Source organism: Streptomyces sp. NPDC008079, assembly GCF_042957385.1.
Lineage (GTDB): Bacteria > Actinomycetota > Actinomycetes > Streptomycetales > Streptomycetaceae > Actinacidiphila.
The window spans coordinates 1-14,213 of sequence record NZ_JBIBIC010000027.1 but is presented as its reverse complement, the minus strand read 5'-3'; the positions used below and the strand labels follow the sequence as shown (position 1 = coordinate 14,213).

Below are 14,213 nucleotides of genomic sequence, written 5' to 3'. Positions count from 1 at the left end.
CTCAGACCGCGATGGCGCGCGGGGCGGACTTCAGGGAGACAGCGGCTTCCGCGGTGTGGACGAGGAAGGTCAGGGTCTCCTGGAAGTAGAGCCGCACGCTGGTGTCGTCGTGGGACAGGTAGCCGATGGACAGGTCCTGGCCGAGGCGCAGTTCGAAGTCGCCGCCGCGGCCGGCGATCAGGAAGGCGCCGTCGATGGCGGGCGCCCAGATGATGTCGCCGTCCAGCAGCCGGGCCAGGTGCTGGTGGATCGGGTAGCCGTGGTCCGAGGTCTCGTTGACCGCGGTGTACGCGTCGGCGCTGAGCGCCAGGTGGTAGGTGCCGTCGACGCCCGCGAGGCGCAGCGCGGTGATCGCCTGGCTGACGGCGTTCGGGTAGTCGCGTACGTCGTCGGGCAGGGTGATCGCCTGGTTGGAGGAGGCGGCGCGGATGCCGTCGATACCGGCGGCCGGGTAGCCCTCGAAGATCACCCGGTCCTCGGCGAAGGCGAGCTGCCGGGCGGCGTCCTTGACGGGCTGCCAGTCCGCGTCCTTCGCGCCGCGCTCGACGTCGTCCACCTGGCGGCGGTCGACGCTGAAGGGCAGCCGCAGTTCGACCACCGGCTGCGAGCGCCGTACGTGCGCGGCGACGCCGTCGGCGGGCGACTCGATGGCGTCGAGGTGCCCGGTGGCGACGGCGGACAGCTCGGATCCGGCCGGTTCCGGTACGTCCACGATCCGGCGCCCCGCCACGTTGCGCTTGAACGTGCGTCGCGCCTCGTCCTCCAGATCGGCCCAGGCGGCGGCGGAGATGGGGGCCAGTTCACGATGCAGGTTGTTCACGGCGTGGTGCTCCTCTTCAGGTCGCCGATACCCAGCGAGTCGTCGGGTACGGCGGGGGCGGATTCGACGGTGGCGGATTCGACGGGGACCGTGACGGGGGCGGGTGCGGCCGGGGTCGCGATGCCCGGCGCGGACGCGCGGGCGGGCGGGTCGGGGAGGTCGTCCAGGAAACCGGCGGCCGGGGCGTGGAACAGGGTCCCGGTGACCGCCGTGGAGAAGTCCAGGATGCGGTCGTGGGTGGCGGGCGGCAGGCCGAGGAACATGTTCCGCAGCATCTGCTCGGTGACGTCGGGGGTGCGCGCGTAACCGATGAAGTAGGTGCCGAATTCGCCCCTGCCCGGACTGCCGAAGGGCATGTTGTCGCGCAGGATCTTGCGCTCGGTGCCGTCGGCCTCGGTGATGGTGTTGAGCGCGACGTGCGAGGCGTCCTCGTCCAGCTCCACATTGCTCAGCTTGCGGCGGCCGATGATCCTTTCCTGCTCCTCGACGGGCAGCGCGTTCCAGGCGTCGAGATCGTGCAGATACTTCTGCACGATGACGTAGCTGCCGCCCGCGAAGTCGGCGTCCTCGTCACCGATGAGCACGGCCCGGTGGGCGGCCGGGCCGACCGGATTCTCGCTGCCGTCGACGAAGCCGAGCAGGTCGCGGGCGTCGCGGTAGACGAAGCCCTGGGTCTCGTCGCGGAGGGTGACCGAGCCGCGCAGCCGGTTCATGATCTCGGTGGCGAGCGAGAAGCACAGGTCCATCCGGGTGGCCCTGATGTGGAAGAGCAGGTCGCCGGGGGTGGAGACGGCCCGGTGCCGGGCGCCGCGCAGTTCCTCGAAGGGGTGCAGCCCGGCGGGGCGCGGTCCGGCGAAGAGCCGGTCCCACGCCGCGGAGCCGATGCCCGCGACACAGCTCAGCCTGCCCTCGGGGCTGCCGAAGCCGATCGACCGCTGCAAGCCCGCGAGGTCGGCCAGCAGGTCGCGCGCCACGGCCTCGCCGCCGGGGTCGACGGTCACCACCAGGAAGGTCGCCGCGGTGGTCAGCGGGCTCAGCACCGCCTGCGGTTCCGCCGCCGGGGACGGTGCCGCGGGCACGCCGCTCTCCTGTGTCGTCAATGCGTTCCTCACCAGGCTCGGATCGGACAGGGACCCCGTGGATCGGAAGGGGTCCGCGTACAAGCGGGACATCTCAACTATCGCAAAGCACCGGGACTCGTGCCCGCGCCCCGGCCGGACATGCCGGTCGGGGCGCGGGGATGTGCGATGCGGTGATGTCCGCCGGGGTCGATCCGTACAGGTCAGCCCGGTGGCGGCGGCGTCAGCCCAGGGTCGACAGCGCCTGGTTCAGCGTCTGCGACGGCCGCATGACGGCCGCGGCCTTGGCCGCGTCGGGCCGGTAGTAGCCGCCGAGGTCGACCGGCGAGCCCTGGACCGCGATCAGCTCGCCGACGATGGCCTGCTCCTGCTCGGCCAGCGTCGTGGCGAGCGCGCCGAACGCCTCCGCGAGCTTGATGTCGTCGGTCTGCGCGGCCAGCTCCTGGGCCCAGTAGAGGGCCAGGTAGAAGTGGCTGCCGCGGTTGTCGATGCCGCCGAGGCGGCGGCTGGGCGACTTGTCCTCGTTGAGGAAGGTGCCGGTCGCCCGGTCGAGGGTGTCCGCGAGGATCTGGGCGCGCGGGTTGTCCGTGCTCTGCGCGAGGTGCTCGAAGCTCACCGCGAGGGCGAGGAACTCACCGAGGCTGTCCCAGCGCAGGTAGTTCTCCTTGACGAGCTGCTGCACGTGCTTGGGCGCGGAGCCGCCGGCGCCGGTCTCGAACAGTCCGCCGCCGTTGATCAGCGGGACGACCGAGAGCATCTTGGCGCTCGTGCCGAGTTCGAGGATCGGGAAGAGGTCGGTGAGGTAGTCGCGCAGCACGTTGCCGGTCACGGAGATGGTGTCCTCGCCGCGGCGGATCCGCTCCAGCGAGAAGGCGATGGCGTCGACCGGCGGCAGGATCCGGATGTCGAGGCCGTCGGTGTCGTGCTCGGGCAGGTACCGCTCGACCTTGGCGATCAGGTTGGCGTCGTGCGCGCGGTCCTCGTCCAGCCAGAACACCGCGGGGGTGCCGGTGGCGCGGGCGCGGGTGACGGCGAGCTTGACCCAGTCCTGGATCGGCACGTCCTTGGTCTGGCACATGCGGAAGATGTCGCCCGCGCTGACGGCCTGCTCCAGCACGGCCCGGCCGGCTCCGTCGACCACGCGCACCGTACCGGTGACGGGGATCTCGAAGGTCTTGTCGTGGCTGCCGTACTCCTCGGCGGCCTGGGCCATCAGGCCGACGTTGGGCACCGAGCCCATGGTGGCCGGGTCGAAGGCGCCGTGCGCGCGGCAGTCGTCGATGGTGACCTGGTAGATGCCCGCGTAGCTGCGGTCCGGGATGACCGCGAGGGTGTCGGCCTCCTGGCCGTCAGGCCCCCACATGTGACCCGAGGTGCGGATCATGGCGGGCATGGACGCGTCCACGATGACGTCGCTGGGCACGTGCAGGTTGGTGATGCCGCGGTCGGAGTCGACCATGGCCAGCTCGGGGCCCTCGGCGAGTTCGGCGTCGAAGGACGCCTTGATCGCGGCGCCCTCGGGCAGCGACTCCAGGCCCTTGAGGATGCCGCCGAGGCCGTCGTTCGGGGTGAGACCGGCCGCGGCGAGCGTGGCGCCGTGCTCGGCGAAGGTCTTGGGGAAGAAGGCGCGTACGACGTGGCCGAAGATGATCGGGTCGGAGACCTTCATCATGGTGGCCTTGAGGTGCACCGAGAACAGCACGCCCTCGGCCTTGGCGCGGGCGATCTGGGCGGTGAGGAATTCACGCAGCGCCGCGACCCGCAGGACGGCGGCGTCCACGACCTCACCGGCCAGTACGGGTACGGACTCGCGCAGCACGGTGGTGCTGCCGTCGTCCCCGGCCAGCTCGATGCGGAGCGATCCGGCCTCGGAGACGACCGCGGACTTCTCGGTCGAACGGAAGTCGTCGCCGTCCATGTGCGCGACGTTCGTCTTGGACTCCGGCGTCCAGGCGCCCATGCGGTGCGGGTGCGCCTTGGCGTAGTTCTTCACCGAGGCGGGGGCGCGGCGGTCGGAGTTGCCCTCGCGCAGCACCGGGTTGACGGCGCTGCCCTTGACCTTGTCGTAGCGGGCGCGGACGTCCTTGTCCTGGTCGGACTTCGGGTCGTCCGGGTAGTCGGGCAGCGCGTAGCCCTGCTCGCGCAGCTCGGCGATGGCGGCCTTGAGCTGCGGGATCGACGCCGAGACGTTCGGCAGCTTGATGATGTTCGCGGCGGGCGTCTTGGCCAGTTCACCCAGCTCGGCGAGCGCGTCGTCGATCCGCTGGTCCTCGCGCAGGTACTCGGGGAAGACGGCGATGATCCGCCCCGACAGCGAGATGTCGCGGGTCTCGACGGTGACACCGGCGGTGGAGGCGTACGCCTCGATCACCGGCAGCAGCGAGTACGTCGCCAGGGCCGGAGCCTCGTCGGTATGCGTGTAGATGATGGTCGAGTCAGCCACCGGTCACTCCGTCCAGGTCTGCAACATTGCTCGACATCAAGATATCCCGTGACCGACCCGTGTCCTACCCGCCCCCACCTCCGCGCCCCGCGCGGACGCCCCGGATACCGCCGTACGCGCGCCGCATGACGACGTCCCGGCGCAGGTCAGAGGTCCCGCGTCGGGCAGCGCCGGGCACCCGACCTCACTTGTCAGACAATATTCATGGCCGTGAACTCCCCTTCCCCGCGCGGTCGTACGGGAGCGTCGGGCCACGACGGATGCCGCGCGGGCGAGGAAAGAGCCGCGGTGTCCGGGGCGCGGATCGGGCCGTACGCGCCGGTGTCGCACGGGCCGCGATACGGGTCGCCACTTGGGCGATTTGTTCCGTTTGCGGCACTTTGGAACCTCGGCCATGCTGAAGGAGATCCAGCCGAACAAGGAGATGATTCCATGAACTCGGATCTCACAGCCCCGGTCGAGTCGGCGGTCCTCGCCGCTGAGGTCGAAGGACTGCTGGACTCCGCGGAACCCGAGGGCATCTACCGCGACACGCGCGAGTGCGGCGGCGGTCTGCTCCTCGTAGGACTTCTGCTGATCTCGCCCCCGACCCCCCGTCCGACGAAGACGGACGCGTCCTGAACTGAGGGGTCACGTTGGCAGAGCAGGCGCAGGGGACATCCCCGCTGAGCGCTGTGGTCGCCGACGTCGCACAGGCAGTCGCCCTCGCCCTTCGGGGCGGGGGCGGCTCCTATGCGCTGTCGCGCGTACTCCCACAGGGCGAAGCGGTGGCATCGGCCGCGATCCGGGTACTGGGCGCCGACGTACTGGCGCCGTACGCGCTGGACCGCGACCCCGCCCATGACACGGGCGGCGCGGCGGGCACGGCCGACCAGGCCCTCGTCCGCGCCGCGCTCGCCGCCTATCCGCCGGGGGCCGACGCCTCCGAGGTGTCGGTGTGGAGCTACCGGGGGCTCGCGGCGGCGGCGCGCGCCTTCCTGCCCGCGGACGCCGACGGCCGGCCGCCGGAGCCGCCCGCCGCGACGCAGTGGGCCGCCACCGACGCGTGGCCGCGACTGGCCCACCGGGCCTCGCAGTTGGCCTCACTGTCGCTGCCGGGGCTCGACACCCCGCTGGCCGGGTGCCTGACGGAGCGCACCGACGACCTGGCCCGCGGCTTCGTCCGCGCGGTCCGCCGTCGCGACTGGCTCCAGGCGGCCGGACTCGGCCGCTGGCTGGCGGGCCTGCCGGACGTTCCGGACTCGCTCGGTCTGGACAGCGGCCTGGTGTTCGTCCGTCAGATGAGCGGCGACGACCCCCGCGTGGCGCTGCACATCACCGCGGCGGCGCGTTTCCACGGGCGCGGTTCGTGACCGGCGGCCGGGTCCCCGCGGCGGGCGCCGGCCCGGAGCCGCTGGACCGCATGGCCGTCTCGGCGCTCACCTGGCTGGACGGCATGCGCCCGTGCTTCCGGCTGCCCCCGGACGTGACGACCGACGCCGATCCCAACACCACGCTCAAACCCCTCGGCGAGCTGGCCGAACTCAGCCACCTCATCCGAACGCACCACCCGCTGCCCGCCGTCCGCGACCTCGCGGACGGCCTCTTCCGCTTCGCCTGGCGTGAGACGCGCGACGGTGAGCTGTTCGGCGACCTGATCCGCGGCGAGCCGCGCGCGACCTACCCGGTCGAGCTGTACGGGGTCTTCGCGCAGACCGGGCTGAGCCATCCGGGCGTCGAGGAACTGGTGCGCACCATGACCGGGCTGCGCGGCTGGCGGGTGGCGCGCGAGGACCACACCCGTACCCTCGGCGTGCTCAACGCCGAGCGGCGGATCGGGTTGCGCCACCACGCCGACTTCGACGCGGTGCTGGCCATGACGGGACTCGGCCGGGCGGTCGAGCCGTGGACGCTGGACCGCAAGGCGGCCTACGGCGTGACGCACGACGTCTTCCACCTCACCGACTGGGGCCGCGCCCCGCACCGGATGCCCGCCGACCGCGCCGAGTATCTGCGGCTGTGGATCCCGTCCTGGCTGGAAAGCTGGCTGGAGGAGGAGCTGTGGGATCTGGTCGGCGAACTGCTCGCCGTGGCGGCCTGCCTGCCCGCGCCCGTCCCGGACGCGGCGGCCTGGCGGCTGCTGGCCGGGGCGCAGGGCGCGGACGGCGCGGTGCCCGAGATCGGCGCCGCGCCGCCGCCGGGCACGGCCGCCGCCGAGGCGTTCACCGCCTGCTACCACTCCACGTTGGTGACCGCCTTCGCGGCCACCCTGGCCCGGATCGGCCCGACGCGGCCGGCGGGCCCGACCGCGGGCGTACGGCGCCCGGTCCTGGAAAGCGAGGCAGCATCGTGATGACGACGGCCGCATCCCCCGCGCTCCTGCACCAGGTGGGCGAGCGCGCGCTGGCCTGGCTCGACGCGAACCGGGAGCACTTCCGGCTCACCGACGACGACCGCGCCACCAGCGGCGCGGTCATCGAACGCCTCAAGCCCATCGGCGAGTTGGCGATCAACATGCGGGTGCTCTCACGCGAGGGCGTGGCCGGGTCACGGCAGCGCGACCGGTCGCTGCGGCTGCTGGACTTCGCCTGGCGCGAGTTGCTGGACGGCGGCAACGTACTGGCGGCGCTCCAGCGCGACGAACCGCTCTCCCCCGTGCCGCTGGAGATCTACGCGACCTTCTACGAACTGGGCCACCGGCACCCCGGTGTGGAGGACGCGGTCGCCCTCTCGCGCCGCACGGCGTCCTGGCGGGCCCTGGAGATGGTGCCCAACCGGCGCCTGGGCCTGCTCAACGCCGAGCGCAAGCTGGGCCTGGTGCCCAGCGGCGACTTCGACCTGGCCGTGGAGCGCACCTGGCTGGGCCAGACGCCGGAGCCCTGGACGGTGCAGTTCCACATCGCGTACGACCTCACCCACACCGTCTTCCACCTCACCAACTGGGGCGAGGCGCCGGACCGCATCCCGCCCGCGATCGTCGACTACCTGACGCGGTATCTCCCGGCCTGGACCGAGGACTGGGCCGACCTCGCCCACTGGGACCTGCTCGGCGAACTGCTGGTCGTGGACGCCTGTCTGCCGCGCCCGGCGCTCGACGGCGAGGTGTGGGAGCGGTACGCCGCCGCGCAGTCCGACAGCGGTGCGATGCCGGTGCGCAACGGGATGCCGGACGGGAACGCGGCCGAGGTCTTCGACCAGGTGCACCACCCGACGCTGGTCGCCGCCTTCGCCTCCGCGATGGCCACCTCGCGGGCGCTGTCGGCGGACACGGACGCGGTCGCGTGAGCGCCACAGCGGTGGACCGCCTCGCGCCGGACGAGGCCGAGGACCGTACGGCCGACGGCGCGCCGGTCCGCGACCTGCTGGAGCGGGCGGTCACCGAGGTCAGGGCGCCCGATGTCGTGCTGGCCGTCTCCCGCGCGGGACGGCGGACACTGGTGGGCGGCGGCAGCGCGCCGCCGCGGGCGGCGCGCGAGGAGGCGCGGTACGAACTCGGCTCGCTCTCCAAGACGTTCACCGTGCTGCTGCTGGCGGCACTCGCCCGCGACGGCGTACTCGGTCTCGACGACCCGCTCGCCGCGCACCTGCCGGACCTGCCGCTCCCCCACCCGTACGCGCGGCGGATCACGCTGCGGCACCTGGCGACCCACACCTCGGGGCTGCCGCGCGTGCCGCGTGACCTGGTGGCGGGCGCGGTGCTGCGGCCGTACACCAACAGCTACGCCCGCTACGACACCCGACGGCTGCTGCGGGCCTTCGCGGACACCCGTACCCGCCACGCCCCCGGCAGCCGCTGGCACTACTCCAACCTCGGCATCGCGCTGCTCGGACCCGCGATGGAACACGCCACGGGAACGGACTACGGCACGCTGCTGGCGGGGCGGGTGCTGGCGCCCCTGGGGCTGCCCGGCACCACGACGGGGCCGGGCGGTGTCCTCGCGGCGGTCGGCTACCGGACCGACGGGCGTACGCCGCTGCCGCCGACCGACATGGCGGCCTTCACGGCGGCGGGCGGGGTCCGGTCCACACCGACCGACCTGCTCCGCTACGCCGAGGCGCACCTGCGGCCCGGCGGCACGGCGTTGGAGGCGGCGCTGCGCGACGTCCAGGTCCCGCAACTGCGCCGGGGGCTCGGTCACCGGAACACGCACACGCTGACCTGGTACCACCATCCGGCGCCGGGTGGCCCCCTGCTCTTCCACGCGGGGGCCACCTTCGGGCAGCAGACGTTCCTCGGGTTCCACCCGGCCACCGGTACGGCGGTGGCCGGATGCGCCACCCGGCACGACCGCGGCTGCCGCATCGTCAAGACGGCCTACGCGCTGCTGTACCGGCTGTGCGGCGAGCCGAGGGACACGCCCTGACTCAGGAGGTCGCCGCCTCCACCTTCTCCTCCTGCGAGAAGTCCCCCGCCGTGGTGCGCAGCGGGACCTCCTTGATGAGCAGCGACAGCACGAAGGCGATCACCAGGACGCCCGCGCCGACGAGGAAGGCGACGTTGATCGCGTCGGTGAAGCCGGTCTTGAAGGGGTGGGCGAGCGCCGGGTCGACATGGCTGAGGAACGACGTGTCGTTGAGCGTGCCGGTGCTGCCCGAGGACGCCGAGGTGAGCGTCTTGAGCTGGTCCGGGTGCGCGGCGGCGGCCTGCTGGAACGCTTCTCCTCCCTTGGCGGCGGCGAAGGCGGAGCCGATCTTGCCGCCCACGACGGAGTAGACGATCGACAGGAAGACGGCGACGCCGAGCGTGCCGCCCATCTGCCGGAAGAAGGTCGTCGAGGAGGTGGCGACACCGATGTCGCGCGGCGGCACCGCGTTCTGCATGGCCAGCACGATCGTCTGCATGTTCAGGCCGAGTCCGGCGCCGACGACGAACATCGACACGTCCACGTAGAACAGGCTGCTGTCGGCCGACATCTGCCACAGCATCAGCATGCCGCCCACCAGCAGGGCGCAGCCGATGATGGGGAAGATCTTGTAGCGGCCGGTGCGCGAGGTGATCTGGCCGGACACCATCGAGAAGATCATGATGCCGAGCACCAGCGGCAGGGTGAGCAGACCGGCCTTGGTCGGCGAGTTGCCCTTGACGAGCTGGAGGTAGAGCGGCAGCAGCGTGATGCCGCCGAACATGCCGATGCCAATGATCGCGGACTGCGCGGAGCCGACCGCGAAGACGCCGTTGCGGAAGAGCCGCAGCGGCAGCAGCGCCTCCTCGCCCGCCCGGCGCTCGGCCAGCAGGAAGGCGACGATGCCGACCGCGCCGATGATGTAGCAGGACAGCGAGGACGCGGCGCCCCAGCCCCACTCGCGGCCCTGTTCGGCCACGATCAGCAGCGGTACGAGGGCGACGATCAGCGCGGTCGCCCCGAGGTAGTCGATCCGGTGCGGCCGTCGTTCCTGGCGCACGTGCAGGACCCTGGCGACCACGAACAGGGCGAGGATGCCGATGGGGACGTTGATCAGGAAGATCCAGCGCCAGCCGTCGATGCCGAGCAGCGAGTCCTGCCCGGCCAGCGCGCCGCCGATGACCGGTCCGAGCACGCTGGACGTGCCGAAGACGGCCATGAAGTAGCCCTGGTACTTGGCTCGTTGGCGCGGCGGGATGATGTCGCCGACGATGGCGAGCGCGAGCGAGAACAGCCCGCCCGCGCCGATGCCCTGGAGGGCGCGGAAGCCCGCGAGCATGTACATCGACGTCGACAGCATGCACAGCGCCGAGCCGACGATGAATATCGCGATGGCGAAGAGAAAGAACGGCTTGCGCCCGTACTGGTCGGAGAGCTTGCCGTACAGCGGTGTGCTGATCGTCGAGGTGATCAGGAAGGCGGTGGTCACCCACGCCTGGGCGGTCAGGCCGTTGAGGCTCTCACCGATCTTGTAGATGGCCGTGGAGACCACCGTCTGGTCCAGTGCCGCCAGGAACATGCCGAGCAGCAGCCCCGAGAGGATGACCATGATCTGCCGGTGTGTGTACTCCGTCGGGGGCGCCGCGGTGCCGGCCGGCGCGGCGTCTGCCTGAGCACTCATGGTGCTGCTTCCTCTCCCGTAATGCTGCTCTGTTTGCCTTGGGCAACATTACGCCGCCCGGTGCCGCGACCCCCTACCGGCTGCTGGGGAGTGCGGGGTCGCGGGTGCGGGCGGGGCGTGAGCGGGCGGCCTACCGGGGCGTGACGGCGTCCACGCCGGTCAGTTCGGCGGACAGCGTCCACAGCCGGGCGGCCTGGTCCGGGTCGATCGCGTAGTCCTTCACACCGATCCTGGTGCCGTCCGCGGGCGCGGGCTCGGCGATCTCGCAGTCCGCCAGGTAGACGCCGCCCTTGCCGTCGAGCATGGGCGAGGTGGCGCCCCAGACCTGGGTGGCGGCGCCCTGCTCGGTGCTCTTGAGCCCGGCGGACTCCAGCGGTTCGCCGTTCTCGTCGATCAGGCCGCGCTCGATCAGCTCCGACTGGGGCAGGTGGCGCTGGAGCGGGGTGAGGATGCCGCCGGGGTGCAGCGCGAAGGCCCGCACCCCGCGCCGCGCGGCGAGCTGGTCGAGGTGCACCGCGAACAGCACGTTGGCCGTCTTGGCCTGGCCGTACGCCTGCCACTTCTCGTAGCCGCCGCGCGCGAACTGCGGGTCGTCCCAGCGGATGGCGGAGTAGTGGTGACCGGCCGAGGAGACCGCGACGACGCGCGCGCCGCCGTCCTCGATCGCCGGCCACAGCCGGTTCACCAGCGCGTAGTGCCCGAGGTGGTTGGTGGCGAACTGCGCCTCCCAGCCGGGTCCTACCCGCGTCTCGGGGCAGGCCATGACGGCGGCGCTGTTGATGACGATGTCGATGCCGCGCCCGGTGGCCAGGAAGCGCTCGGCGAAACCGCGGACGCTGTCGAGGTCGGCCAGGTCGAGCTCGTCGACCTCCACGCCGTCGACACCGTCGAGCGCGTCCTTGGCGGTCGCGGGCCGCCTGGCCGGTACGACGACGTGGGCGCCCGCCGCGGCCAGCGCGCGGGTGGTCTCCAGGCCGATGCCGGAGTAGCCGCCGGTGACGAGGGCGAGCCTGCCGGTCAGGTCGATCCCCTCCAGCACCTCCCGCGCGGTGGTCTGTGCGCCGAATCCCGAGCCGATCGCGTGCTGAGTCGTTGTCATGCCTCACACGCTAGGAGCTGGAGTGGACTCCAGCGCAAGCGCCGCGGCGCCGGACGTGTCGGGGCGGTTCCTAGAAGAAGCCCTGGTTCGGCAGCGGCGTTCCGTTGAGTTCGTAGCGGCCCACCGCGACCGCTTTGAGCGTCTTCGGATTGTGGGCGGCGATCGTACGGATGTTGCGCCAGTGCCGGTCGAGGTGGGCGCCGCGGCGGACCAGCGAGCCGCCGCCGATGTCGAAGAGCTCGGACGCGGCGCGGTTGGCGAGTTCGTCCACGACGACCTTGGCCTTGGCGTTGAGCAGCGACGCGCGCGCGGACAGCTCGGCCTCCTCGGGGGTGCCGTGCGCCGCGTAGGCGTCCTCCAGCGCGCGTCCGGCGGTCAGGACCAGGGCCTGCGCGGCGAACGCCTGGCTGTGCAGCAGCCCCACGCTGTACTGCACGATCGGGTCCTCGGTCGGCGCGTCGGCGGGCGCGTGGTAGAAAGCCCGTTTCTTGGCCCGGACGTGTGCGACGGCGTCGGCCGCCACCCGGCGCAGGATGCCCGCGATCATCGCGTTGAGCTGGATGTGGAAGAACGTCGCCGGGTACGGGACGGATTCGCGGGCGTCGGTCGCCCGGACGAAGTAGTCCTCGGGTGTGATGGCGACGTCGTCGAAGGTCACCGTGCCGCTGCCCGTGAAGCGCTGGCCGAAGCCGTCCCAGTCGTTGGGGCGCAGCACGCCGGGGCGGTCGGTGGGGACGATGACCTGGGCCCTCCCGCCGTCCACGTCGGTGACGCCGACGACCAGCCAGTCCATGTACAGGCTGCCCGTGGTGTAGTGCTTGGTGCCGTTCAGCCGCAGGCCGCCGTCCGTGCGGCTGACGGTGGTCCGGTACGGGAAGTCGGTGGCCCCCGCCTTCGCGCCCAGTTCGGTGGAGGCGGAGCCGATCAGCTCACCGCGCGCGACACGGTCGAGCCAGACCGCGTCCTCGGGGCGGGCGCCGCGCAGCAGCCCCTCCACCACACCGAAGTGGCTGCGCAGGATGTGCGCCACATTGGAGTCCGCGGCGCCCAGGTCGATGAACACCTCGAAGAGCTGGGTGAGGCTCGCGCCGCCCCCGCCCCGTTCGACCGGCACCCGCAGGGCGCCGAGCCCTGCCCTTTTCGCCGCCTCGACGGCCGCGTACGGCAGTTCGTCGCGCTCGTCCCGCCCGATCGCGCCGTCGCCGATGTGCTCGATCAGCTCCCGCAGTCGCGCCGAGCCGAAGGTGACACCGCTCGTGGCCTCGGCTGTTTCCGTCATGCGTGCTCCCCTGCTCACTGTGGCACCCGGTTCCTGTGGCACCTCAGCGTCGATCCGGCGGCGTAGCCGATCAACAAGGTTCGGCTACGGCGTCGTTGCGGCTGCGCTTAACTGTCGGGCCGAGGTGCGCTCGTCACCGCGGCGCGGTCCCGGTCCCGGACCGCGCGGGTGCGCGGCGCGGTACGCGGTCCTGGCGGCGCGGTCAGGAGGCGACGCGCAGGACCCGTCTGTGCAGCGCCTGTTCACCGATCGAGCGCAGCGTGCGCAGGACGAGCGCGATGTTCGGGTCGTTCCTGCGGGTGGTGCGCGTGACCGAACTGATCGTGCGGTAGCCGATCGGCACGCCCTCGACGATGAGGTGTTCCAGGTGCGCCGGTACGGACAGCCGGGGCACGATCGCCGAGACGACCTCGGTGGCGGCCAGGTCGCAGACGATCTGGGCGGTCACCAGCCGGTGGGTGATCCGCGGGGTGAACCCGGCCCGCTCGGCGGCCCGCAGCAGCGCGGTGTCCAGGGTGGAGTTGGCCAGACCGGTGACCCACACCTGTTCGGCGAGCGCGGCGAGCCCCAGGCTGCGGACCCGCGCGTGCAGCCCGGTCGGCGCAAGGAGCACGAACGGCTCGACCAGCAGCACCTCCCGGCTCAGCCCGTTGAGCAGGTCCTGCGCCTCGAAGTCGCACCGGTAGGTGACGGCCACGTCGACCTCGCCCTGGCGCAGCAGGCGCAGCGCGTCATCGGCCTCGGCCTGCTGGAGGTGGATCTGCAAGTGCGGCTCCTCGGCGCTCAGCAGGTGGATCAGCGGCGCCGCCAGGACGGGTATGCCCAGGTTGTAGGAGACCATCGCGATCTGTCCCGAGACCTGGTCGCGGGTGGCCGCGAGCGCGCTCATCGCGTCGTCGACGGCGCCGAGCACGACGCGTACGTGGTCCACGAGGATCCGGCCGCTGCGGGTGAGGCCCAGGGTGCGCCCGTCCCTGCGGAACAGGATCGAGCCGGTCTCGACCTCCAGGACCCGGAGTTGCTGTGAGACGGCGGAGTTGGTGATGTTGCGCCGTTCGGCGACGGCGGTGACCGTGCCGAGATCGGCGAGATCGCGTAGCAGCATCATGCGACGCAGGTCGAGCATGCTCATGGTTGACCTCAGATGTTGTCGAGTTGACCCCCACGACACCCAGGCGCGGCGCGGCCGGTACCGGCGGCGGCGGTCTGGGTTCGATTCTGACGAGCGGCGGCGCTCCTAGGAGGGCAGGCCGCGCTTCGGCACCAACGGCGTGGTGCGGATCAACGACGACAGGCGGCGACGCAGACGCGCATGAGATCGACATGGCGTCGCGCGAAGAGGTCCGTCCCGGTCACGCACCGAGGATCGCACACCCACCCCGATTCCCACCACGTCCTAGATGTATTGACCTGGAGGGTTGTTGACGCGGGTGATGGGTGGCTGGCCGCCGAGTGCGGTGTGGGTGCGGTGGTGGTTGTAGGTGTGGAGG

At 71.8% G+C, this 14,213-nt stretch carries 12 protein-coding genes; 5 read left to right on the top strand and 7 right to left on the bottom strand.

Going from position 1 to position 14,213, the window contains the following annotated elements; all coding sequences use genetic code 11:
- Nucleotide 1 precedes the first annotated feature (1 nt).
- From ACFZAM_RS35005 to ACFZAM_RS34995, 3 genes are all read right to left on the bottom strand, one after another.
- Entirely contained in the window at nucleotides 2-820 is an 819-nt protein-coding gene (locus ACFZAM_RS35005) for a family 1 encapsulin nanocompartment shell protein (RefSeq protein ID WP_355347477.1), read from the bottom strand.
- Nucleotides 817-1,899 (bottom strand): Dyp-type peroxidase, encoded by a 1,083-nt coding sequence (locus tag ACFZAM_RS35000; protein ID WP_391052110.1) that lies wholly within the window; start codon nucleotides 1,897-1,899, stop codon nucleotides 817-819. Before ACFZAM_RS35000 ends, ACFZAM_RS35005 begins: the two co-directional genes overlap by 4 nt.
- Nucleotides 1,900-2,122: 223 nt before the next feature.
- A complete protein-coding gene (locus tag ACFZAM_RS34995) occupies nucleotides 2,123-4,342 on the bottom strand; it encodes an NADP-dependent isocitrate dehydrogenase (protein ID WP_355347483.1) in 2,220 nt (739 codons plus the stop codon).
- 432 nt (nucleotides 4,343-4,774) lie between these two features.
- Between ACFZAM_RS34995 and ACFZAM_RS34990 the strand changes: the two genes are divergently transcribed.
- The 5 genes from ACFZAM_RS34990 to ACFZAM_RS34970 are packed head-to-tail and all read left to right on the top strand — an operon-like array spanning nucleotide 4,775 to nucleotide 8,685.
- The gene (locus ACFZAM_RS34990; RefSeq protein WP_391052108.1) at nucleotides 4,775-4,963 is read left to right on the top strand and encodes a hypothetical protein; all 189 of its coding nucleotides are present in this window, start codon (nucleotides 4,775-4,777) and stop codon (nucleotides 4,961-4,963) included.
- Between the two features lie 14 nt (nucleotides 4,964-4,977).
- Complete coding sequence (locus tag ACFZAM_RS34985; protein ID WP_391052106.1) at nucleotides 4,978-5,694, top strand: hypothetical protein; 717 nt, start codon at nucleotides 4,978-4,980, stop codon at nucleotides 5,692-5,694.
- Nucleotides 5,691-6,674, top strand: a complete 984-nt coding sequence (locus ACFZAM_RS34980; protein WP_355347490.1) for a DUF6895 family protein — start codon at nucleotides 5,691-5,693, stop codon at nucleotides 6,672-6,674. Before ACFZAM_RS34985 ends, ACFZAM_RS34980 begins: the two co-directional genes overlap by 4 nt.
- Nucleotides 6,674-7,606 carry a DUF6895 family protein gene (locus ACFZAM_RS34975; protein WP_391052104.1) on the top strand — a complete coding sequence of 311 codons (933 nt, stop codon included), beginning with the start codon at nucleotides 6,674-6,676 and terminating at the stop codon, nucleotides 7,604-7,606. The genes ACFZAM_RS34980 and ACFZAM_RS34975 overlap by 1 nt, the downstream gene beginning before the upstream one ends.
- Nucleotides 7,603-8,685 carry a serine hydrolase gene (locus ACFZAM_RS34970; RefSeq protein WP_391052102.1) on the top strand — a complete coding sequence of 361 codons (1,083 nt, stop codon included), beginning with the start codon at nucleotides 7,603-7,605 and terminating at the stop codon, nucleotides 8,683-8,685. Before ACFZAM_RS34975 ends, ACFZAM_RS34970 begins: the two co-directional genes overlap by 4 nt.
- A gap of 1 nt (nucleotide 8,686) precedes the next feature.
- On the opposite strand, the gene ACFZAM_RS34965 is transcribed toward ACFZAM_RS34970, so the two are convergent.
- From ACFZAM_RS34965 to ACFZAM_RS34950, 4 genes are all read right to left on the bottom strand, one after another.
- Nucleotides 8,687-10,345, bottom strand: coding sequence for a DHA2 family efflux MFS transporter permease subunit (locus tag ACFZAM_RS34965; RefSeq protein WP_391052099.1), 1,659 nt, complete (start codon nucleotides 10,343-10,345; stop codon nucleotides 8,687-8,689).
- Between the two features lie 130 nt (nucleotides 10,346-10,475).
- Complete coding sequence (locus tag ACFZAM_RS34960) at nucleotides 10,476-11,444, bottom strand: oxidoreductase (RefSeq protein ID WP_391052097.1); 969 nt, start codon at nucleotides 11,442-11,444, stop codon at nucleotides 10,476-10,478.
- Between the two features lie 70 nt (nucleotides 11,445-11,514).
- Complete coding sequence (locus ACFZAM_RS34955; protein ID WP_391052094.1) at nucleotides 11,515-12,723, bottom strand: acyl-CoA dehydrogenase family protein; 1,209 nt, start codon at nucleotides 12,721-12,723, stop codon at nucleotides 11,515-11,517.
- Between the two features lie 202 nt (nucleotides 12,724-12,925).
- Entirely contained in the window at nucleotides 12,926-13,855 is a 930-nt protein-coding gene (locus ACFZAM_RS34950) for a LysR family transcriptional regulator (protein ID WP_355347507.1), read from the bottom strand.
- Nucleotides 13,856-14,213 lie beyond the last annotated feature (358 nt).

Coding starts and splice junctions, on each gene's coding strand:
- ACFZAM_RS34990 (WP_391052108.1), top strand. CDS start 4,775: ATGAACTCGGATCTCACAGCCCCGGTCGAGTCGGCGGTCCTCGCCGCT.
- ACFZAM_RS34975 (WP_391052104.1), top strand. CDS start 6,674: ATGACGACGGCCGCATCCCCCGCGCTCCTGCACCAGGTGGGCGAGCGC.
- ACFZAM_RS34965 (WP_391052099.1), bottom strand. CDS start 10,345: ATGAGTGCTCAGGCAGACGCCGCGCCGGCCGGCACCGCGGCGCCCCCG.
- ACFZAM_RS34960 (WP_391052097.1), bottom strand. CDS start 11,444: ATGACAACGACTCAGCACGCGATCGGCTCGGGATTCGGCGCACAGACC.
- ACFZAM_RS34955 (WP_391052094.1), bottom strand. CDS start 12,723: ATGACGGAAACAGCCGAGGCCACGAGCGGTGTCACCTTCGGCTCGGCG.
- ACFZAM_RS34950 (WP_355347507.1), bottom strand. CDS start 13,855: ATGAGCATGCTCGACCTGCGTCGCATGATGCTGCTACGCGATCTCGCC.